Source organism: Olleya sp. Hel_I_94, assembly GCF_007827365.1.
Classification (GTDB): Bacteria; Bacteroidota; Bacteroidia; order Flavobacteriales; family Flavobacteriaceae; genus Olleya.
This window is the reverse complement of sequence record NZ_VISI01000002.1, coordinates 2280789-2304456: the sequence shown is the minus strand read 5'-3', so window position 1 is coordinate 2304456 and position 23668 is coordinate 2280789. Positions and strand designations below refer to the sequence as shown.

General features: G+C 31.4%; 21 protein-coding genes and 1 tRNA gene. 17 read left to right on the top strand and 5 right to left on the bottom strand.

Going from position 1 to position 23668, the window contains the following annotated elements:
• Positions 1-18: 18 nt before the first annotated feature.
• On the bottom strand, positions 19-1863 hold the full coding sequence (locus JM82_RS13595) for a cation:proton antiporter (RefSeq protein WP_145005066.1): 1845 nt from the start codon (positions 1861-1863) through the stop codon (positions 19-21).
• A gap of 170 nt (positions 1864-2033) precedes the next feature.
• Between JM82_RS13595 and JM82_RS13590 the strand changes: the two genes are divergently transcribed.
• The 10 genes from JM82_RS13590 to JM82_RS13545 all read left to right on the top strand — a co-directional run bounded on the left by JM82_RS13590 (position 2034) and on the right by JM82_RS13545 (position 13984).
• Positions 2034-2882 carry a universal stress protein gene (locus JM82_RS13590; protein ID WP_145005062.1) on the top strand — a complete coding sequence of 283 codons (849 nt, stop codon included), beginning with the start codon at positions 2034-2036 and terminating at the stop codon, positions 2880-2882.
• Positions 2879-5065, top strand: a complete 2187-nt coding sequence (locus JM82_RS13585; RefSeq protein WP_145005059.1) for a SulP family inorganic anion transporter — start codon at positions 2879-2881, stop codon at positions 5063-5065. The genes JM82_RS13590 and JM82_RS13585 overlap by 4 nt, the downstream gene beginning before the upstream one ends.
• Before the next feature lie 73 nt (positions 5066-5138).
• Positions 5139-5999, top strand: coding sequence for an MBL fold metallo-hydrolase (locus tag JM82_RS13580; RefSeq protein ID WP_145005056.1), 861 nt, complete (start codon positions 5139-5141; stop codon positions 5997-5999).
• Positions 6000-6018: 19 nt separating this feature from the next.
• Positions 6019-7635: a S8 family peptidase gene (locus tag JM82_RS13575; protein WP_145005053.1), complete on the top strand. Its 1617-nt coding sequence runs from the start codon at positions 6019-6021 to the stop codon at positions 7633-7635.
• 64 nt (positions 7636-7699) lie between these two features.
• Complete coding sequence (locus JM82_RS13570) at positions 7700-9526, top strand: M1 family metallopeptidase (RefSeq protein ID WP_145005049.1); 1827 nt, start codon at positions 7700-7702, stop codon at positions 9524-9526.
• 101 nt (positions 9527-9627) lie between these two features.
• Complete coding sequence (locus tag JM82_RS13565) at positions 9628-10113, top strand: hypothetical protein (RefSeq protein ID WP_145005046.1); 486 nt, start codon at positions 9628-9630, stop codon at positions 10111-10113.
• Positions 10114-10190: 77 nt separating this feature from the next.
• The gene (locus JM82_RS13560) at positions 10191-11006 is read left to right on the top strand and encodes a S24 family peptidase (RefSeq protein WP_145005043.1); all 816 of its coding nucleotides are present in this window, start codon (positions 10191-10193) and stop codon (positions 11004-11006) included.
• Positions 11007-11008: 2 nt separating this feature from the next.
• On the top strand, positions 11009-11374 hold the full coding sequence (rnpA, locus tag JM82_RS13555; RefSeq protein ID WP_145005040.1) for a ribonuclease P protein component: 366 nt from the start codon (positions 11009-11011) through the stop codon (positions 11372-11374).
• A gap of 49 nt (positions 11375-11423) precedes the next feature.
• The gene (locus JM82_RS13550) at positions 11424-13058 is read left to right on the top strand and encodes a S41 family peptidase (protein ID WP_145005037.1); all 1635 of its coding nucleotides are present in this window, start codon (positions 11424-11426) and stop codon (positions 13056-13058) included.
• A gap of 59 nt (positions 13059-13117) precedes the next feature.
• Positions 13118-13984 (top strand): OmpA family protein, encoded by an 867-nt coding sequence (locus JM82_RS13545; protein ID WP_145005034.1) that lies wholly within the window; start codon positions 13118-13120, stop codon positions 13982-13984.
• On the opposite strand, the gene JM82_RS13540 is transcribed toward JM82_RS13545, so the two are convergent.
• Positions 13985-14428: a GNAT family N-acetyltransferase gene (locus tag JM82_RS13540; protein ID WP_145005031.1), complete on the bottom strand. Its 444-nt coding sequence runs from the start codon at positions 14426-14428 to the stop codon at positions 13985-13987.
• A gap of 73 nt (positions 14429-14501) precedes the next feature.
• On the bottom strand, positions 14502-14936 hold the full coding sequence (gene rpiB, locus JM82_RS13535) for a ribose 5-phosphate isomerase B (RefSeq protein ID WP_145005028.1): 435 nt from the start codon (positions 14934-14936) through the stop codon (positions 14502-14504).
• Between the two features lie 703 nt (positions 14937-15639).
• Between rpiB and JM82_RS13530 the strand changes: the two genes are divergently transcribed.
• The 6 genes from JM82_RS13530 to JM82_RS13505 all read left to right on the top strand — a co-directional run bounded on the left by JM82_RS13530 (position 15640) and on the right by JM82_RS13505 (position 20808).
• Positions 15640-17883: a ribonuclease R family protein gene (locus tag JM82_RS13530; protein ID WP_145005025.1), complete on the top strand. Its 2244-nt coding sequence runs from the start codon at positions 15640-15642 to the stop codon at positions 17881-17883.
• A gap of 155 nt (positions 17884-18038) precedes the next feature.
• On the top strand, positions 18039-18341 hold the full coding sequence (locus JM82_RS13525) for a YbjQ family protein (protein WP_145005022.1): 303 nt from the start codon (positions 18039-18041) through the stop codon (positions 18339-18341).
• A 111-nt stretch (positions 18342-18452) separates the two neighbouring features.
• Entirely contained in the window at positions 18453-19130 is a 678-nt protein-coding gene (locus JM82_RS13520) for a head GIN domain-containing protein (protein ID WP_145005019.1), read from the top strand.
• 122 nt (positions 19131-19252) lie between these two features.
• Positions 19253-19930 (top strand): LysE family translocator, encoded by a 678-nt coding sequence (locus JM82_RS13515; RefSeq protein ID WP_145005016.1) that lies wholly within the window; start codon positions 19253-19255, stop codon positions 19928-19930.
• A complete protein-coding gene (locus tag JM82_RS13510) occupies positions 19908-20456 on the top strand; it encodes a GldL-related protein (protein ID WP_409994627.1) in 549 nt (182 codons plus the stop codon). Before JM82_RS13515 ends, JM82_RS13510 begins: the two co-directional genes overlap by 23 nt.
• Before the next feature lies 1 nt (position 20457).
• Positions 20458-20808: a ribose-5-phosphate isomerase gene (locus JM82_RS13505; protein ID WP_145005010.1), complete on the top strand. Its 351-nt coding sequence runs from the start codon at positions 20458-20460 to the stop codon at positions 20806-20808.
• Positions 20809-20978: 170 nt separating this feature from the next.
• Here the strand turns inward: JM82_RS13505 and JM82_RS13500 are convergent.
• A tRNA-Cys gene (locus JM82_RS13500) sits at positions 20979-21049 on the bottom strand.
• 50 nt (positions 21050-21099) lie between these two features.
• Entirely contained in the window at positions 21100-21462 is a 363-nt protein-coding gene (gene folB, locus JM82_RS13495; protein ID WP_028282533.1) for a dihydroneopterin aldolase, read from the bottom strand.
• Between the two features lie 154 nt (positions 21463-21616).
• On the opposite strand from folB, the gene JM82_RS13490 reads away from it, so the two are divergent.
• On the top strand, positions 21617-23626 hold the full coding sequence (locus tag JM82_RS13490; protein WP_145005007.1) for a glutamine--tRNA ligase/YqeY domain fusion protein: 2010 nt from the start codon (positions 21617-21619) through the stop codon (positions 23624-23626).
• Positions 23627-23668 lie beyond the last annotated feature (42 nt).

Below are 23668 nucleotides of genomic sequence, written 5' to 3'. Positions count from 1 at the left end.
TATGCCTTATACTTTTAGTTAGACTGTGTCTACTTTTTCTACGTCTAAAGGTTTTCCTAAATAGACTAAATAATAACCTTCACTTACGTCTTCAAAATTAGTGTTGTAAGACGATATTATGTGTAACTCTCCTTCGTCATCCTTTATAAATAATGGAACTATTTCACGGTCTTCATTTGTGGTTTTAATTAAATCCATTAGATGTGCTTTATCTATAATTTCAATTTCTTGAATACTAGGAAATTTTCTAGTTACATCTGAAAGTGTGTTAAAGTCATCTGTATGAGAAAATAAACCTTCATGTGGATTATTATTTTCATCTAACATCTCTTCTGTAGACACTAATCTAAACGCACCATTTTCTCCAAATTGCTTTGAAAATTTATTGATAGCATATTTATTAATTTCGTTGTTTCCTGTTAAAGCCATTAAATATCCAACATCATTAAGCTCGATATTATCAGTTAATGTTTCAGAATAGATATTGGTGTTTATAGCTTCCAAACCAAGCTCTTTAGCTTTGTTAATGTTATTTTGATTACTATCAATTAGGACCACATGTCTACCATGTGACTCTAAGTAGTGCCCAATTAACCTAGATACTTTTGATGCTCCTACTATTAGTATTCCATTAGATTGGGTTAAAAACACACCAACTAACTTAGCAAAAAGTCTAGCTGTTGTCGCATTTAAAAGTACAGTACCTAAAACAATTACAAATACTAAAGGTGTAATATACTCGGCTCCTTCAACACCTTTACTAGCTAATTTTAAACCAAAAAGCGAAGCGATTCCTGCAGCTACAATACCACGTGGTCCAACCCAACTAATAAACAGTTTTTCGTTTAATTTGAGCTTAGATCCATACGTGCTTAAAAAGACACCAATAGGTCTAATAACTAATATTATTATAGCAAAAAGCGCTACTGTATTCCAGTTATAAATTAATAATAGCTCGCTGTAATTAATATTAGCTGCTAGTAAAATAAATAATATTGAAATTAATAGTACGCTTAAAGATTCTTTAAAATATAATAAGTCTTTTAGGTATGGAGAGTTTGAGTTACCTAACACCATTCCCATGACCACTACTGCAAGTAATCCAGACTCGTGCGCAAAGACATCCGACAATACAAAAACACCTAAAACAGCTGCTAATGCAAAGACATTTAATAAATAATGAGGTACCCACTTTTTATTAATAATAAAATTTAAAGCATGTGCAAAAGTAAATCCAAAGGTAGCTCCAAATAACACAATTTTACCAAACTCTATTAATGCGGTTTTAGTAAACTCTCCACCTGCGTCAACACTAATAAATTCAAATACTAATACTGCTACTAATGCTCCGATTGGATCAATTAAAATCCCTTCCCATTTTAAAACTGCAGAGATGTCTTTTTTAAGCGGAATGTTTCTTAAAATAGGTGTAATTACTGTTGGTCCTGTAACAATAATTAATCCTGAAAATAAATATGAAATCTCCCATGTTAACCCAAATACGTAATGTGCTGCAATACCAGCTCCAAAAAAGGTAACCAAAGACCCTACAGATATTAACTTGGTAATTACAGGTCCAACATTTTTAATTTCGCTCATTTTTAAGGTTAAACCTCCTTCAAAAAGAATAATACTAATGGCTAAGGATACAAAATAAAACAAGCTTTCGCCAGGAAATAAACCTTCGTCACCATTCCATATTGGTTCTATCCATTTGGTTCCATCTTCACTTAAAAACTCGGCTGCAATTGGACCAACCAACAAGCCAATTAATATTAAAGGTAAAATTGCTGGTATTTTTAATTTCCAAGCAACCCATTGTGCAAGTATTCCTAAAATAATGATTCCTCCTAATTCTATCATTCAATTATCGTTTTGGTGAAAATACTAATTCTAAAATTCTACTTCTATAATTTAACCCAAATTTAGAGTAAAAAGTTAAATTTTTAAGCCTAGACCACTATCTAACTCAATTTTTTTAAACTTAAAAAAATGGTATCTTACAATTTTTCATCAAAAAACTACTAACCTAATTGACAATAAAGCCCTTTAAAACCATTGGAATTGGTATCGCGTTTTCGCCCAATCTTAAAGCTAATATTTTTGAAGCTGCTAGACTAGCTTTATTTTTTGATGCTAAACTAATTATGATTCATATTGGAGCACAATCTGATGATAAGTCAAAAACCATAAATAGTATATTAAGTAGCTTTAAGAAAGATAATCTAAAGTATGAAGTCGTCTTTAAATCAGGAAACCCAGTTGCTGCTATATTAGACACTACAAATAAAAAAGATATAGACCTTTTAATTATTGGAGCTGCTAAACGTGAAAATTTATTAAAATACTATGTTGGTTCTATTGCTAGGAAAATAACTAGACAAGCCAAGTGTAGTCTACTATTATTAATTAATCCATCTATTGACAGAATTGTATGTAGACACATAGTTGTTAATGGATTAGAAGATCCAAAAACCGAACAAACCATAGCGACTGCCTTTTATGTTGCATCAAAACTTAAAGCCGAAAAAATAACAATAGTAGAAGAAATTAAGCCCAATGAAATTGCAGTTAATGTGGATGATGACAAATCTTTAAGACATGCTAATATTGTCAGAGAACGTATTAGTAATCGTGAAACCTCAAGAATTAATCATATAATTGAAGATTTACCACAAGAATATACTAATACTATTGCAATAAAATCGCAACCTATTTTTGGAACCCAAGGGTATTCCATTGGTCATTATGCCCAAATATCTCGAGCAGATTTGTTAGTCATGAACGCGCCAACAAAAATGACGTTTTGGGATCGTTTATTTCCGCATGATATTGAACATATTTTAACTGAGCTACCAACCGATGTTTTAATTATTCAATGAGTCCAAAACAAAATAATACAACAGTCTTTTTTAAAGCATTACCTAAAAATATATTTTCTGGTTTTGTGGTAAGTCTTATTGCCTTACCTTTAGGTTTAGGCTTGGCTATGGCTAGTGATGCACCTCCAATTTCTGGAGTAATTGCTGCTGTAATTGGTGGAATTTTAGTCTCTATTTTAGGTGGTAGTCACGTTACTATCTCTGGTCCAGGTAACGGATTAGTTGGTGTACTTTTAGGTACTATTTTAACCTTGGGTATAGAAAGTGCTTATGCTGCCATTATTTGCTCTGGAGCCTTATTATTACTTTTAGGCTTTTTAAGATTAGGCAAATTAGCAGATTTTTTTCCATCCTCTGCCATTCAAGGTATGCTAGCTGCTATTGGTCTTATTATACTAGGAAAACAGTTTCATATTATGTTAGCGCATAGGATTAAAAGGGAAGATACGGTTGATTATTTATTCGAAATCCCATTTACTATAAACGATGCTATACATTACGATAATACAGGATTAATTTATGCTGCATTAGCTGGAGTTATTAGTTTTTTAATTATGATATTTTATTCTAAACTAAGAAACAAATACTTACAACTTATACCTGCTCCAATGTGGATTGTTATACTTTCTATTGGATTTAGTTATTACTTTGAGTTGGTTGCGCATCAAGCCAACCCAATTGCAATAAATTACATGATTTCTGGTATACCAGAATTTTCAGAAATTATATCGCAAATACCAACTGTGGATTTTAGTAAAATCGGGACATTTCCGTTTTGGACTAGTGTATTAGCTTTAACATTAATTGCTAGTATAGAGTCCTTGTTAAGCATCAAAGCTGTAGATAAATTAGATCCAGAAAAAAGAAGAAGTAATGTAAACAGAGATCTTAAAGCCTTAGGATTAGCAACCATAGGAAGTGGATTTTTAGGTGGTCTTAATGTCGTAACTGTAATTGCAAGAAGCTCAGTTAACGTTAATAATGGCGGTAGTAATAGGTCTTCCAACTTTTTTCATGCTTTCTTTTTAGTTATTTTTATTGTCTTATTTAGTACGCAATTAGCACGTATACCATTACCAGCATTAATGGCAATATTAGTTTACACAGGATATAAACTAGCGTCTCCAGAAAATATTAAAAAGATTTTTAGAATTGGAAAAGAACAGTTAATCATCTTTTTTGTTACCCTAATTGTTACATTAAAAATTGGTTTAATTTCAGGTATTTTATCAGGAGTATTAATCACATTTATTATACATATTGTCTTAAATAAAAGTATATCACTTTTTGCCAGAAATTGGCTTAAACCAAACGTTTTAATGTTTCAAGAAGATGGTCATTATTACATAAGTGTTAAGCATTTTTGTAGCTTTTTAAATTTCTATAAATTAAAAGCTAAATTAGATGCAGTACCAGAAAACGAAGACGTTATTATTGATTTTTCGCTATGCCAATTTGTGGACCATACCGTTATGGAAAACCTTAATAACTATCAAGAGCTATTTGCAAAACGTGGTGGACACTTTGAAGTTTTAGGCTTAGATTTACACGATACAGACTCAGAACATCCATTTGCATTGCGTCGCTTACTTCCTGTACCAAATGTTATTAAAAATAGCTTGACGCGTCGTCAAACCACCATGGAGGAGTTAGCAAACGATTACAACTTAGACTACAATGCTAAAAAAGAAAAACAAACGGGCTTTTTAAACAATTTTTTATTTTTCAGGGTAAAACAAATCAACTACATCTATAACCAAACCATTAATAAAAGCAATGGTTTAAAATTATTTGATATCGAGTTTTCTGAAGGAGAATTTATTGCTAAAGAAGTCGTGCGTAGTACAATGCTTCATATTAAACTAAACAAACAAATTCCAGAGTTTACTCTAGACAGAGAAGGGTTTTTAGAAAAAGTCTATGCTTTTGCAGGTTTTAAAGATATTCCTATTAAAAACCACACCGATTTTTCCAATCGCTTTTATTTACTAGGTGAAGATACGCAAGCTATACAACAGTTTTTTACAGATGAAATCACGCACTTTTTTGAAAGTAATCCCTACTACCATATCGAGTCTAATGGTCAAGATTTGTTGGTCTTTGGACGCGAGCGATTAGCTAGTATAAAAGAAATTAAAGCAATTTACGATTTTGGTAAACGTCTAAAAGCGGTTATTTCTTAATAAAACCTTAATATTTTAAGTGTTTAACACTTATTTAGTAATTTGCAGGTAGTTTTAATACTAATACTTTATAATGAAATTACACCCAATACAAGCTGGTCATTTTAAACTAGATGGAGGTGCCATGTTTGGTGTTGTCCCAAAAACTTTATGGACCAGAACCAATCCAGCAGATGCTAATAATTTAATAGATATCGCTGCACGTTGTTTATTAATTGAAGACGGAAACCGTTTGACACTAATTGACACAGGAATGGGAACCAAACAAAGCGAAAAGTTTTATGGTCATTACAACTTATATGGAGATGATACTATTGAAAAATCTTTAAAAGCAGCAGGTTTCTCTACAGACGATGTTACAGATGTGTTTTTAACACACTTACATTTTGACCATTCTGGAGGTGCTTTTAATTATAATAAAGACCGTACAAAATTAGAATCTGCCTTTAAAAATGCTCACTTTTGGAGCAATAAAGACCATTGGAAATGGGCAACAGAACCTAATAGACGTGAAGTTGCCTCGTTTTTAAAAGAAAACATATTGCCAATGGAACAAAGTGGACGACTAAAATTTACAGACCTTCCGCAGGATGATATTTTAAAAAATTCAGCTTTAGGTTTCGATATATTTTATGCCAATGGACATACAGACAAACAAATGATACCAATGATTAATTACAAAGGTAAAACCATTTGTTTTATGGCAGACTTATTACCAACCGTTGGACATTTACCTTTACCCTTTGTAATGGGTTATGATACAAGACCATTGTTGACGTTAGACGAAAAAGAAAAATTCCTGAATCTAGCAGCAGATAACAATTATTACTTATTTTTGGAACACGATGCACACAACGAAATAATTACTGTGCAACACACAGAAAAAGGCGTACGATTAAAAGACACCTTTACTTGTAACGATATTTTTAATTAACAATTCAAAACAATTTATAATGAAGATTACCTATAAACCAATTTTATTTTCGGCTTTTGCTGCGATAGTTTTATCTAGTTGCGGTGGAAGTGCTCCAATATTATCTACACCTATAGAAAATATTGACAACACACCAATGAAAGAATCTGCTTTAACAGACGCAGAAGCACACAATTGGGGACACTTAGATTTAGTAAAAGATACTATTCCTGGTATGAGTGTTGATAAGGCTTACGCCGAAATTATTAAAGGTAAAAAAGGACAGCAAATTATTGTTGCTGTTATTGACTCTGGTATAGATATTACACACGAAGATTTAGATGGTGTTATCTGGACTAACCCTAAAGAAATTGCAGGAAACGGAAAAGATGATGACAATAATGGTTACATCGATGATGTCCATGGATGGAACTTTTTAGGAGATGGTTATGACGAGCAGTTAGAAATGACGCGTATTGTTGCAACTGGAGACACAAGTATCCCAAGATATGCTGAAGCAGCAGAAAAACTAGAAAAAGATTACCAACAAGCCTTAAGTGGTAAGCAACGTTACGACCAAATATATGGTCAAGTAAGTAGCGCAAATAAAGTATTAACTGCACACTTTAAAAAAGAAGATTATACACCTGCAGAAGTTAACGCAATCACTGCAGAAGAAGGATCTGAATTAGCAACAGCAGTAGCTACAGCTAAATTTATGTATGCTAACGGGATGACATCTATTTCTGAAGCTGAAAAGCAAATTAAAGGTGGTGTAGAGTATTTTACTGACCAATTAAACGCTAACTTAAACAAAGACTTTAACGGTCGTAAAACAGGAGATAATCCAAACGATTTTAACGATAAGCCAGGTTACGGAAACGGAAACGTTATGCCAGTAAAAAAATCTGAAAGTCATGGAACACACGTTGCGGGTATTATTGCTGCAGAGCGTAACAATGGTTTAGGAGCAAATGGTGTTGCTAATAACGTAAAAATTATGTCGCTTCGTGCAGTACCAAATGGTGACGAGTACGATAAAGATATTGCAAAAGCAATTAGATATGCTGTAGATAATGGCGCTAAAGTAATTAACGGTAGTTTTGGTAAAAGCTTTTCTATGCACCCAGAATGGGTAAGAGATGCTATCAAATATGCAAGTGATAAAGGTGTGATTTTTGTACATGCTGCTGGTAACGATAGTAAAGATGTAGATGTTGAAGCTAACTTCCCTGATGACAATATTGATTATGTAGAGTTATCAAACACTTACATTCGTGTTGGTGCATTAGCACCAAGTTATGGTACAAAATTAGTTGCTGGTTTTTCTAACTACGGTAAGAAAAATGTAGATGTTTTTGCTCCAGGAGCTCAAGTATATTCTACAACTCCAGAAAACGAATATGATACTAAAGGTGGTACAAGTATGGCTGCTCCTGCTGTTGCAGGTGTTGCTGCTTTAGTTTGGTCACAATATCCAAAACTAACAGGTGCACAAGTAAAACAAATTATTATGGATTCTGGTTTAGCTGTAACGTCTAAAGTTATTGTTGGTGGAGATGCTAAAAACATTCAACCATTTTCTGACCTAAGTCAATCGGCTAAAATTGTAAATGCTTATAACGCTTTAGTTATGGCTTCACAAATTTCTAAATAACAATTAATAATTCAAAAAAGCCTCAACCTATTATGTTGAGGCTTTTTTATTTCAATTTAAAACAATGAAAAAATTATTTCTTTTAATTTCCGCTTTTGGTATTTTATCGTCTTGTAATTCTACCAAACAAGTTGCCAATTCATCTAGTAACACAACAGATTCTAAATCTACCTATTGGCAACAACATGTAGATTATAAAATGGATATTGATATGGATGTAAACACGTATCAATACAATGGTAAACAAACGTTAGTGTATACTAACAACTCGCCAGATGTTTTAAATCGCGTGTATTACCATTTATATTTTAATGCCTTCCAACCAGGTAGCGAGATGGATGTACGTTCTCGTACTATTGAAGATCCAGATAGACGTGTTGGAGATCGTATTAGTAAATTGGCTCCAAACGAGATTGGTTACATTAAAGTAAAAAGCTTAAAGCAAGATGGTAAAACATTAAGCCATGAGACTGTTGGAACAGTTCTAGAAGTTGACTTAGCAAAACCTATTCAGCCAGGAGAAAGTGTGACTTTTACAATGGATTTTGATGCACAAGTACCACAACAAATTAGACGTTCTGGTCGTGATAATGCAGAAGGTGTTGCTTTATCAATGACGCAATGGTATCCTAAATTAGCAGAATATGATTTTGAAGGATGGCATGCTGACCCATACATTGGACGTGAGTTTCATGGTGTTTGGGGAGATTTTGAAGTAAATTTAACTATTGATAAAAATTACGTTGTTGGTGGTACAGGTTACCAACAAGGCGAAGCTGAAGTAAAAGGAAACAAAAAAACGTTACGTTTTAAAGCACCTAAAGTACATGACTTTACTTGGGCTGCAGATCCAGATTACATCCACGATACTATGCAAGTACCTAATGGTCCGATGCTAAACTTTTATTACAAAAACGATTTACCAGCAGAAAATTTACAGTTTTGGAAAGATTTACAGCCTAAAACAGTACAATTAATGCAATATCTATCTGAAAACGTTGGAAAATATCCATACGATCAATACTCTGTTATACAAGGTGGAGATGGTGGAATGGAGTACGCTATGTGTACTTTAATTACAGGAAAACGTAGTTTTGGTAGTTTAGTTGGTGTTACTGCACACGAAATGGCACATACTTGGTTTCAATTTTTATTAGCTTCTAATGAAGCAAAACATGAATGGATGGACGAAGGTTTTACAAGTTACATTAGTGATTATGCAATGGATGCAATTAATAATACTAACCTAAAAAATCCAGCTGCTGGAGCATATAATGGTTATTACTATTTAGTAAAATCAGGAAAAGAAAAACCACAGTCAACTCATGCAGATCGCTATGAAACTAACATGGCTTACGGTATTACTGCTTATAATAAAGGATCTGTATTTTTATCTCAATTAGGATATATTATTGGAGAGGATAACCTAAAGAAAACGCTTAAAAAATATTTTGATGATTTTTCTTTTAAACACCCTAGACCACTTGATATTATTAGAACTGCTGAAAAGATTTCTGGTTTAGAGCTAGATTGGTACTTAATGGACTGGACACAGACTACAAATACCATTGACTATGCCATTACATCTCTTGAAGAAAATAATAGCATTACAACCGTTAATTTAGAGCGTATTGGGCTAATGCCAATGCCTTTAGATTTAGAAGTAGAATATACAGACGGAACAACAGAGCAATATTACATTCCGTTACAAATGATGCGTGGTGAAAAACCAGTAGCAACAACAACTAAAATTATAAACGATTGGGCTTGGGCAATGCCAACCTACAGCTTTAGTATTAGTAAGCCAAAAAGCATGATTAAATCTATAACTATAGATCCAAATCAGTTAATGGCAGATATAGATAAAACTAATAATACTGTAAAACAGTAGATAAAAATAGATTAATCTATTTTATAAAAGCTACAACTTAGGTTGTAGCTTTTTTGGTTTTTAAAACGATATATTTAATAAACTTTGAGCAATACATTATTATGAAAAAAATTATACTGCTTACCTTATGTGTCTTAATTTTTTCTTGTAAAAATAATTCTAACGATATAATCACACCTAACAGCAATAAGACCACTAACAATAATGAAAAAAACACCAAACCTAATACAACGCTAGCTTTTCTTGTAAATGTAAAAAATTTAGAAAAGGATGCTGCAACCAATTCAATAGAGGCTTTTAAAAAATCTGCAACAACAGAAGCAAAAGAAGTTATATATATAACTAGTGACAATCTTAAAACTAGTTTAAACTTAGCTAAAAAACATGACTATGCAGTTATTACTGTAGAAGATCATACTATAATTAAGTTAAATTTACAAGATTGTAAACCATCAAATGCTTGGGATGCTTGTATGCCAAAAGCAGAAGGTTATATTAAAAAAGGGGACTTAATTTACCAAAATGACTATTGTAATAATATCATTGGATTACCAGATAATCAAGAGCGTATCTTATACTTGTTTTAAATAGTACAAATGTTTAACTTTTATTAATTTGTATATTAGCCTTTAATTAGATTTTAAACAGGATTACTTCTTGAACCATGCAGCAGATTGATCAAAAAATCACCACAATAATTAACCATTTTAATCTTAATAATTATGCGTTTTCAAAACGTATAGGTGTGACTGGTACAACTATTGACAGTATTATAAATGGACGTTTACAAAAGGATGGTACACGTAAAAAAACTAAGCCTGGTTATGACGTATTAAACGCCATTATTAATGTATTTGATATCAATCCAAATTATCTATTTGGAAAAAGTAAAGTTATGCTAAATCAAGATTTACCCAGTAGTCCATCATTTTCTAGTGTGCCTCAGGTAATTTCGGTAACAAGTGATAATAACGAAAATGTAATTTATGTACCTATAAAAGCAAGAGCAGGCTACCTAAATGGCTATGCTGACACCCAGTATATTCAAACCTTACCTTCTTTTTATATGCCTAATCTTGCCCATGGTACGTTTAGGTGTTTTGAAGTTCAAGGTCACTCAATGGTAAGTACATTTTTTGATGGAGATTTAGTATTTGCTAAATATGTAGAACAATTACAGGATATAAAAAATGATCAAATTTATGTTGTAATTAGTAAAAACGATGGTATTGTTTTAAAGCGTATTATTAATACCACTACAACGGATAAAAAACTGATTTTAAAAAGTGATAATAAGGACGGAAATTATCCTGATTTTTCAATAAACATTGAAGATATTATGGAAATTTGGCACGTAAAAATGTTTGCATCTAAACAAATAGCTCAACCTGTTGATGTCTACGATAGGTTGCATGAACTTGAAACTAAATTAGTACAATTACAAGATTCAGTATTAAAAAAAGACTTAAAAAATAACTAATAATGCGTCTTACTTATAATAAACACGAAAAACTTAAAAGCCAAAAAGCAATCGAAAAATTGTTTGAACAAGGTAAATCAGTGTCTGCTTATCCATTACGTATGGTATATTTAAAAAATGATACTACTTTAAAAGTTGGTGTATCTGCTAGTAAACGTAATTTTAAAAAAGCTGTAGATAGGATTCGTGTTAAACGCTTACTTAGGGAAGGCTACAGATTAAATAAAAATCTATTAATAGACAATAATAATGACCATTTCACGCTTATGATTTTATATCTTAGTAAAGAAATGCCAGATTTTGAGGTAATTAATCAAAAAATGAAAACGTTATTATCTAAATTTAATGACCAAATTTCTAAACCATAAGGACTTTTATTTTCAAAATTCTTATCGCATTTAGTTCAAAAAAAATATCATGAAAAACATATTAAAAAAACGTCTTATAATTCCAATATTAGCTGTTACCATTTTATTTACAGGTACTGCTTTTAAAAGCGATTTTTTTGAAATAGCTAAACAAATAGAAATATTCACTACCCTTTTTAAAGAATTGAATATGAACTATGTGGATGAAACTAATCCTGCAGAATTAATGGATAATGCCATTAAAAATATGCTTAACGACTTGGATCCATATACAAAATTTTATAACGAGCAAGATGTAGAAGCAGAGCGTATACGTCGTACAGGAGATTATACAGGAGTTGGAGCAAGGATTAAGACACTAAAAGATAAATTATTGGTTATTGAGCCCTACAAAGACTATCCAGCAGACAAAGCAGGATTAAAAGCTGGTGACGAAATTACAGCAGTAGATGGCACAATACTAGATGGTTTTGATGGTGATGCTTCAGACCTTTTAAAAGGAACACCAAACTCTACATTAGAAATTACCTATAAACGTCAAGGAAAAACAAATACAACCACTGTTACACGATCTGAAATAGAAATTGATGCTGTTCCTCACTTTTCCATGATAGACGCTAAAACAGGTTATATTGTGCTTCAAAAATTTAACGAAAAAGCGTCTTTACAAACTGGTTATGCTTTAAAAGATTTAAAAGCACAAGGTGCAACACAAGTAATCTTAGATTTAAGAGGTAATCCTGGTGGCTTATTAAACGAAGCGGTTAATGTAGTTAACCTGTTTGTACCAAAGGGACAATTAGTAGTTACCACAAAATCTAAAGTAAAAAAATACAATAAAACCTATTACACATCTAAAGAACCTATAGACACAAACATCCCAGTTGTAGTATTAATTGATGGTCGCAGTGCATCTGCATCAGAGATTGTTTCTGGGACACTACAAGACATTGATCGTGCAGTTATAGTTGGGTCTAGAAGTTTTGGTAAAGGACTAGTACAACGTCCTAAAAAGCTAACTTATGGTACACAATTAAAAGTAACAATATCAAGATATTACACACCTTCTGGAAGATGTATACAGGCTTTAGATTATTGGAACAGAGATGACAACGGTAACGCTGTAAGAGTTAAACAAGAAAATTACAATGTCTTTAAAACTAAAAATGGTCGTAAAGTGTTTGATGGTGGTGGTGTCTTTCCTGACGAAGCTTTAGAGGTGACTAAAAATACAGCAATAACAGACGCTATTTTAAATAGTCAAAGCATATTTGATTTTGCAACAACCTATTACTATAACAACAAGATAGAAGATATCTCTAAATTTAAATTAACAGATACCGACTTTAATACCTTTAAAAACTACCTAAATACATCAGGTTTTGAGTTTGAAACGGAAACTGAAAAAGCACTTAAAAAAGCAATGGAAGTTTCAAAATCTGAAAATTTAGATGACGATATTGGCAAGGATTATAAAACCTTAATAACTAATCTAGACAACTCTAAAGCTAAAGCAGTAGAGAATAATAAAAAACAATTAATTAACTTATTAACAGATGAAATTGTTAAACGTTACGTCTACAGAGAAGGGTTATATGAGTACTACAAAACTCATAATGAAGAGATTAAAACTGCAACAGATATTTTATCAAATACCTCAAAATACAACAGATATTTAAACTAAATAAGCTAACACATTTTAACATATTAAATTTTTGGTATATTTAATGCTAGTTTATAATCATGAAGCATTTATTTTTATTAATATTATTAAGCACAACATTAGGTTTTTCGCAAAGCGAATTAACACATGATGTGTATTTTAATACAGACGAATACGACGTTCCTTTAACTGAAGAAAACCGTATTTTACTATTTATTTCTAACTTAGATACCATAGCAATTCAAAAAATATCTATCTATGGTTTTACCGATGATAGAGGCTCTAATGACTATAATTTAGAGTTATCACAAAACAGAGCAAATACAATTAAAGAGTTGTTTTCCGGTTACGGAATTGACGAAAATTTAATTACCAATGTAAACGGAAAAGGTGAAATACTACTAAAAGTTTTAAACGAAGAAGAAGTCCACCAAATAAGAGGTTTAAACCGTAAGGTAGAAATTATTGTTACGCCAAAACTTCCCGAAAAAAAGACCATTACTAAACCTGAAGAAGTCACTGAAAATGATACAGATGATAGTAAAAAAACTACAGATGACATAGCTAAAGGCACCATAAAAAAAGGCGATAAAATAACGCTAGATAAAATTTATTTTAAAACCAGTTATAGTTACGTAACCTCAGAGTCTAAAAAAACTTTAGAAGATTTAGCTAAAATTTTAGTCGCTAAAAAAAACATCTATTTTACCATACAAGGTCATGTATGTTGCACGCAAATGAGTCGTGATGCGGTAGATAAAAAAACCAAAAAACGCAATCTATCTGTAGCCAGAGCTAAATATATTTATGATTATTTAGCTAGAAAAGGCGTTGATAAAAAACGAATGAAATACGTAGGAATGCGTCGTAAATTTCCACTTGGTGGAGCTCCAGAACTAGACAGACGTGTGGAAATTTTAGTAACATATGTAGGTAAAGAAGATTAATTAATCTTTAATCATCGCTACGTGTGGTATACCATCTTCTAGGTACTCCTCACCTATTTCAAAAAATTCTAAACTGTTATAAAAACGTTTTAAATAACACTGCGCAGAAATCTTAATTTTAGTTTCGTTATAATATGCTGCAATAGCTTCTATTGAGGCTTTCATTATAGCAACACCATATTTATGTTGGCGCTCATTATGGGCAACCACTACTCTACCAATACTAGAAAATTCAAAATAATCACCTGGTTTAAAAACACGTGTGTAAGCCACTACTTTTTTGTTTTTAAAACCTATAATATGTAGTGCTTTTTGATCTTTACCATCAATATCCTGATACACACAATCTTGTTCAACCACAAAAACTTCACTTCGTAATTGTAAAATATCATACAACTCTTGTATTGTTAATTGGTCAAAAGTTTTAGTTTGTATGTCTAACATAATAGTAAATAATTAAAGTAAAGTAATAAATTAGACTACAACCTTAATAAGCTTGCAGTCTAATATTGGGTTATTAACAATTAACTGGTATTTTATCGACACGGTTTTGATGACGACCACCTTCAAACTTAGTTTCTAAAAATGTATCTACCATAGCTATAGCTTGTTGTATAGCTGTATAACGTGCAGGAATACAAATAATATTAGCATCATTGTGTTGTCTTGTTAACTCTGTAATTTCTTTAGTCCAGCATATACCAGCTCTAACTTTTTGGTGTTTATTAGCAGTCATAGCTACACCATTGGCACTACCGCAAATTAAAATTCCAAAATCTACAGTATTGTTTGCTACATCATTTGCAACAGGATGTACAAAATCTGGATAATCTACGCTGTCTGTTTGGTCAGTACCATAGTTATTAACAGTGTAACCTTTTGCTTCTAAATGTTTGAGGATAGCAAACTTATAGTCTGTGCCTGCATGATCGTTACCAATTGATATTTTCATAGTAGTAGTTGTGTTATTGTTTATTAGATTTCAAAGTTAATAATTGATTACAAGTATTAATAAGTAATAGGTATTAACTTATTCATAAAAATTAAATTCGTAATTATTTAAAAATCAATCACTATTATTAAATTGTTAACTACTTAGGATTAAGTATTAATTACTTGTTAATATCTTGTGATTGTTTTTTAAAACTTTTGTTAGGATTATCCAGTTAATTTTACAAACCAAAATTGGTTATTAACAACCAAAAAAGTTAGCCTTTTTTTTTTGCATACTTATCATTAAAAAAATTACAGATACCAACATCAATTTTTAAAATACTTATCAAAAATCTGTTGTCAACAGTCGTTATTAACAGTTGTTAATAACATAAGTATTTACTTTAAAACCAAATACTTTAGATAGCTAATAACTTGTTAATAGACTCTATTATTACACAAATCAAATCAAAATCTAAAAAAGTTATACCGCTATTAACAAGCTATAATAATCACTATTTTTTTTTTAAAATTTAAAAGAAAATAAATGATATATAGTATATATGTGAATAACTCTAAATTCAAGATTTAATATTAGTTTAATATCCATTAAATTATAATAACGTAGCTTTGTATAAACTTAATAACCAATCTTCTCCTTGTATTAAGTTATAAATAACAGAATTTCAAGTATCTTAGAGATTCAATAGATTACAAATTAAATGACAAAAAAAACACACAGGAAACCTTCAAATAATAAGATTTCCAACCTTACAAATACAATCTTAAGTATTTTAAAAAAAGAAAGAAACCAAAGCTTTAACTATAAGCAAATAGCAGCTAAAATAGGAGTTAATGATGCTAGTAGTCGTAATCAGATTATTAAAAAATTAGCGCAACTTAAAGCTAAAGAGGAGATTATAGAAACAGATCGTGGAAAATTTAAAGCAGTTGTTAACACTGAGTATCATACTGGTATTTTTGATGCAGCTCAACGTGGTAACGGTTACGTTATTTGCGATGCTTTTGAGAACGATATTTATATAGCTTCTAACAATGTTAATAAAGCTCTAAATGGTGACGAAGTAGAATTATACGTTTATAAACGAAGAAAACAAGGTAAGCTTGAAGGCGAAATTACCAATATTATCAAACGTGCTAAAACTGAGTATGTTGGTATTATACAAATACACGAAAAGAAAAACTTTGCTTTTGTTGTTGTAGATGGTAATAAAATGAAAACTGACATTTTTGTGCCAATTAATAAAACTTTAAAAGCCCAAGATGGCGATAAAGTTGTGGTTACAATGGAGGATTGGCCAGACAAAGCAGATTCTCCTAATGGTCGTGTAATTAAAGTTTTAGGTAAAGCAGGTGAGCATAATACAGAAATACATTCTATACTAGCAGAATATGGTTTACCATACGAGTTTCCAACCGAAGTAGAGGATTATGCAAATTCTATTGACTTAAATATTACTGCAAAAGAAATAGCAAAACGTCGTGATATGCGTAAAGATTTAACCTTTACCATAGATCCAAAAGATGCAAAAGATTTTGATGATGCGTTATCATTTACAGTTTTAGATAATGGTTTATATGAAATTGGAATCCATATTGCAGATGTATCACACTACCTTAAGGAAAATACTGTTTTAGATGACGAAGCCTATGAGCGTGCAACTTCAGTATACTTAGTAGATAGAGTAGTACCTATGTTACCAGAAATTTTATCTAATGGTGCTTGTTCATTACGTCCTCATGAAGAGAAATATACGTTTTCAGCAGTATTTAAAATTAATGATAAAGCCGAAATTAAAGACCAATGGTTTGGTCGTACAGTAACGTATAGTGATGCTCGTTTTGCTTATGAAGAAGCACAGGCAATCATCGAAAATAATATTACTTTTAACAAATCCGAAATCATTTCTAACCCAGAAAAAATAGATACAACCATTCCAAATGAAGTATCATTAACTGGTAAACAGTATAATACAACTCCAGAAATAGCACAAGCGGTTTTAAAATTAGACGAACTAGCTAAAAAAATGCGTAATAAACGTATGCAATCAGGAGCTATTAGTTTTGATAAAGTAGAAGTTAAATTCTCTTTAGATCAAGATGCAAATCCTATTGGTGTTCACTTTAAAACTAGTAAAGATGCTAACAAGTTAATAGAAGAATTTATGCTTCTGGCTAACAAAAAAGTATCAGAGTTTGTTTCTAAAATGAAACCAGAAAAAACTTTTGTTTACCGTGTTCATGACGAGCCAGATGAAAGTAAACTAGCTGCTTTACAAGGCGTAGTTGCTAAGTTTGGTCATAAACTAAACTTTAAAAGTAAAGCCGGAATTGCATCATCTTTAAACCAGTTATTAACAGATGTTCAAGGTAAAAAAGAACAAAATTTGGTAGATACTTTAGCAATTAGAACCATGTCTAAAGCAGAGTATACCACTAAAAATATAGGACATTACGGATTGGCTTTTGGAGATTATTCTCATTTTACCTCACCAATTAGACGTTATCCAGATGTCATGGCACATAGATTGTTACAACGTTATTTAGATGGCGAAAAAAGTGCTAATCAAGAGGAATATGAAGAGAAGTGTAAACATTCTAGTAACATGGAATATTTAGCAACTAAAGCAGAACGTGACTCGATTAAATACATGCAAATTAGATTTATGCAAGACCATCAAGACGAGGAATTTGTTGGTGTAATTTCTGGTGTAACCGATTGGGGAATTTATGTAGAGATTATCTCTAATAAATGTGAAGGTATGGTTAGAATTAGAGATATTAATGACGATCATTATGATTTTGATCAAGAGCAATTTGCATTAGTTGGACGTAATACTAAAAAAGTATATCAACTTGGAGATGAGGTGATTGTTAAAGTAAAACAAGCCGATTTAGTAAAACGTCATCTTGACTTTAACTTAATTGGTAAGCACGAAGGTTAATAGTAACTAACCTTTTTTAACCCTCAAAAAAATTTTAAAAAATGTATCAATTAACTTTAAGTTTTTGATACATTTTTTTTTAACCAGTATATAGTTTTCGTTATTAACAGTAACTTTTTATTACATTTAACTACTAATATTTAAAACCAATAACCATGATATTAACAACAACAAATTCTATTGAAGGATTTAGAATAATTGAATACAAAGGGATTATAACAGGAACCTCTTTTGAGACTAAAACAAAATTTTCTTTTAAGACCGAAAAAAATAAAGAGTTAACAACAGACGTTATAAATGAAGCAAAGGAGCATGCTTTTCAAGAGTTACAAACCAATGCAAGTAATTTAAATGCAAATGCAGTAGTTGGCATAAATGTTGATTTTGAAACCGTAAATGGCTCTTATTTTTTTGTTTCAGTAACAGGAACAGCAGTAAGCGTAGCGCCTCAAAAATAAATACTTAGTCTTTTTATTTTTTTAGTGTGGTTATAAATAAAAACTAATATTACTAAAAGTGTAACACTTGCAAAAAAGAAGCCTCTTTATTAAAACAAAACCTTTTTTAAAATGAAAAATTTATTAGTTACAGTTTTCTTTTTAGCAACAACTTTAATTTTTGCTCAAAATCCAAAAAACAAAAATGTTGGTGATTTTAACGAAGTTAAAGTCTTTGACTTAATTAAAGTAAGTCTTGTAAAATCTGACGAAAATAAAGTTATGATTACTGGAGAGGATGTAGATGATGTAGAGATTATAATTAAAAACAATACTTTAAAAGTACGCATGAAATTTGACCGTAGTTTTGATGGTACCAAAACGTTTGTAGCTGTACATTATACAGATTTAAAGGTCATAGATGCTAATGAAGGAGCCATAGTTGTTGGTAACGAGTTAATAACTCAGGACAGCATAGAGCTTCGTGCACAAGAAGGTGCTTCTATAATTGTTGGGTTAGACGTTAATACAGTTAATGTAAGGGCTGTTTCTGGAGGTATTGTAGAAACTAGAGGTAAAGCCAACACCCAAGATATTACGCTTAATACAGGAGGTATTTATGAAGGTCGTGATTTTGAAACAAAAAATACAACAGTAAAAGTTAGAGCAGCTGGTGAAGCAGAGGTTAATGCAAGCGATTCTGTAGATGCACGTATTACAGCAGGTGGAACCATTGATATTTATGGAGATCCACAAATAGTAACTAAAAAGCACACGTTTGGAGGTTCTATCTCTGTAAAAAATGAGTAAATAACTTGACTCGGTTTATAATAAGGCTTCAAATTTAATTTGAAGCTTTTTTTATTTGTAGCTATAGTACTATGTGTTAATTAAATATTTTCTTTACTTTGTAATAAACACAATTAAAATCAATGTTTGACGATATACTTGCAGCTATCCCTTTTGGTATAATACTTTCTTTTACCGTAGGACCTGTATTTTTTGTATTGTTAGAAACTAGTGCTACTAAAGGGGTAAGAAGTGCATTAATATTTGATGCTGGTGTAATTTTAGCCGATATTTTATTTATTGTAGTCGCCTTTTTTAGTACTGAAAGGTTACTGGGTAAAATTGAAAATGACCCTAATTTTATAATATTTGGTGGTGTATTATTGGTGTTTTATGGCATAATTTCGTTTGTTAAAACATCGCGCTCGTTTAGATCTATTGTTAAAGAATACCATAAAGTAGAATTTAAAAAAGGCTACGGTAAATTATTTGTCAAAGGATTTTTACTTAACTTTATTAACATTGGTGTCTTATTAGGTTGGCTAGGTTTTATAGTTTTGGCAAGTAAAATTACAACTTCGCATAACGGAGTAATTGTTTTTGTTACAACCATGTTGGTTGCCTATTTTGTAACAGATCTAGTAAAAATTATTGCAGCTAAAAGACTTAAAAATAAATTAACGCCACGTCTTATTTTTAAAACTAAAAAAATTATTGCTTTAGTTATTTTAGGATTTGGTATTTTGCTGTTAGCACAAGGTTTTTTTCCAGAAGAAAAAGAAAAAATTAAAGAAAAGCTTGAGCAAATTAATCCATTATAATTTCAATTATTTGAAAACCTTTCCACCTAAAAAATTTAGTTTACCACTTCGCATTTGTATTTCAATAATACTTTTAGGTAGCTTATTTAAAATTATGCATTGGCCAAATGCTTATCAACTAATGACTATTGGTATTAAAGGTATTTTGATAGTATATCCAATTAGATTTTTCTTTAAACAAGACAAAGTAACCATGGATTATATTAAAGTTGTTATGATTGTTTTATGGTGTTTAAATTTTCTTCTTGGATTTAATCAGGTATTTAGTTTTGGAGGTCTTTTAATACTGTTTGGTTGGTGGTTATTAATAGATAGCGCTAATTATTTTAATAACAATCGACTTGTCCTTTCCTATATTGCACAAAAAGTATATTACGGTTTTGTAGCTATTAGTATTGGTAGTATTGCTTTTGGTTCAATTTTTAAAATTCAACATTGGCCTTACGCAAATATCTTATTTACTTTAGGTGTTGTTTTGGCTGCTATTATATTGATTGTAGATTATTTTGTAAGACGCAAAAAATAAGATGTCTAAAACGCAATATCATATATACGTTGTGGAATTATCTAAAAAAGTATTTACTCAAAATACAAAGTTTAGAGTTGCCAATCCACAGTTTAATGGTGTACTAGAATGTTTGTATGTTGGCATGACAAGCAAAACACCTAAAGAACGTTTTTTACAACATAAAACAGGTTACATTAATAAAAAAGGACACAATTTATCGTCAAATATTGTCCAGAAGTATGGCATGTATTTACGACCTAGTTTATACAACCATATTGGTCCAATTGCAACTAGAGCAGAAGCTTTAAAAATGGAAGAAGCATTAGCTTTAGACTTACGTCGAAAAAAATATGCGGTGTGGTTTAATTAACTTGTCATTGCGAGGCACGAAGCAATCTTTTCATAATTTTCAATCATAATTAGAAAAAATAAATGTTTTATCTAAGTTTTATACTTACATGATTGTTATTGTGTAACCTGCTTTTAATCATTTAAAATTCATATAAAAAAAAGCGCTACTTATAAAGTAACGCTTTCTTGAGGTGTCGAGCGGATTCGAACCGCTGTAGATGGTGTTGCAGACCACTGCCTAGCCACTCGGCCACGACACCCTTAATAGGACAGCAAATATAAAAATAATTACCGTTTTACCCTATTTCTGTTAGTTTTTTCTTTTTTCTGTTAATTCTACTGTAACCATCTGTACATCACCACCAATTGGAGGATTTATTTTACTTACAGCAACCGTTGCAATAGTAATTAATGTATCTTCTTTAAAAATACGATCTAAAATACGCTTGGCAACATGCTCTAAAAGTGCACTTGGTGTCGCCATTTCTTCAACTACAACTTTGTTTAAAAATACGTAATCTACTGTATCTTCTAATTTATCAGATGTTGTACTTTTTTGTAAATCTGCTTTCACTTTTAAATTTACTAAATAGTCGCTTCCAATAGCAGTTTCTTCTTTTAAACAACCATGATATGCAGTAACACGTATATTTTCAACTTTAATTATTCCCATTTTCTTTAAATTTTGAACAAAAGTACCTAAAATAGTAGTTTACTAAATTTTTAAAGTGTGGTTAAATTCATTTCAACTAAAAAATAACTAATTTTACAGCTTATTATTAAGTTGATATAATAGCAATAATCAATTACAATAAAGCAAAACACGTATGTCTGAAGATAAAAAGTCACTCAATTTTTTAGAGCAAATTATAGAAGAAGATTTAACCAATGGTTTAGATCAAAGTAAACTACGTTTTAGATTTCCGCCAGAACCAAATGGGTATTTACATATTGGTCATACTAAAGCAATTGGTATTAGTTTTGGTTTAGGCGAAAAATATAATGCACCAGTTAACCTTAGGTTTGATGATACTAATCCAGCAAAAGAAGAGCAGGAGTATGTAGATGCTATTAAAGAGGATATCTCTTGGTTAGGCTATAAATGGGCAAACGAGGTATACTCGTCAGACTATTTTCAAATTCTATTTGATTGGGCTGTACAATTAATTAAAGATGGTAAAGCGTATGTGGATTCTCAATCTTCTGTCGCTATGGCAGAACAAAAAGGGACACCAACACAACCAGGAGTTGATGGACCATTTAGAAATAGAACTGTAGCAGAAAACTTAGACCTTTTTATGCGCATGAAAAATGGCGAGTTTAATGAAGGCGAACATATTTTACGTGCTAAAATAGACATGCAGCATCCTAACATGTTAATGCGTGATCCATTAATGTATCGTATTTTAAAGAAAGCACACCATAGGACAGGAGACGATTGGTGTATTTATCCAATGTATGACTGGACGCATGGAGAAAGTGACTATATCGAGCAAATTTCACATAGTTTATGCTCACTAGAGTTTAAGCCTCACAGAGAGCTTTACGACTGGTTTAAGGAGCAAGTGTATGATTATTCTAAATCAGAGTATCCAATGCAACCTAAACAACGTGAGTTTGCACGTTTAAACCTTAGTTATACTATCATGAGTAAACGTAAGTTGCTTAAGTTAGTAGAAGAAGGTATTGTAAACGGTTGGGATGATCCACGTATGCCTACAATTTCAGGACTACGTCGTCGTGGTTTTACACCAACAGCTATCAGAAAATTTGTAGAAACTGTTGGAGTCGCTAAACGTGATAATATTATTGATGTTGCACTTTTAGAGTTTTGTATACGTGAGGATTTAAACAAAAAAGCACCACGTGTAATGGCTGTTTTAGACCCTTTAAAAGTGGTTATTACAAATTATCCTGAAGATAAAGAGGAATGGTTAGAAGCCGAAAATAACCAAGAAGATGATGCAGCAGGTTTTAGAAAAGTACCTTTTTCTAGAGAAATCTATATTGAAAAAGAAGATTTTAAAGAGGAAGCTAGTAGTAAGTTTTTTAGACTAAAACTAGGCGGAGAAGTGCGTCTTAAAAACGCTTATATCATTAAAGCAGATAGCGTTGTTAAGGATGCTAAAGGAAATATAACAGAAGTACATTGTACATACTCTGAAGACACAGAACGTCGTATTAAAGGGACTTTACATTGGGTAAGTATTAAGCATGCAGTTAAAGCTGAGGTTAGAGAATACGATAGATTATTTTTAGACGAAGCACCAGATAGTCACGAGGATAAAGATTTTATGGAGTTTATTAATCCAAACTCTTTAAAAATTATAGACGCTTTTGTGGAGCCTAGTTTAAAAGAAGCTAAGGTAGGAGAGCAGTTTCAGTTTCAACGTTTAGGATATTTTAATGTGGATAACGACTCTAAAGCAGACGCTTTAGTATTTAATAAAACTGTTGGTTTACGTGATAGTTGGGCAAAACAAAAACCAGCTAGTAATGCGCAAAATAACCAACAAAAACAAACACAGCAAAACAATCGTCCTGCTATAGAGCAAATAAAATCATACGGTAAAAAGTATGATAGGATGAAGCCAGAACAACAAGATAAGGCTAAAGCCGAAATACAAGCACTAGCTAAGGACGTTGCCTATCAAGATTTAGAGCCACTTTTTGGTACAGCAGTTAAAAAAGTAGGAACTCGTGTTATTACTATGATAACCTTGGGTGTTTTACTAGATAATGGTTTAGATAAAAACGAAGCGATAACCGACTTTATTAACAAAGCGTTGGAAGACAAAAGCGAGCTGTTAGTAAACGAAGCAAAAGCGCTTAACTAATAATTTAAAAACCTATCAAATGTAAAAGTTTGATAGGTTATT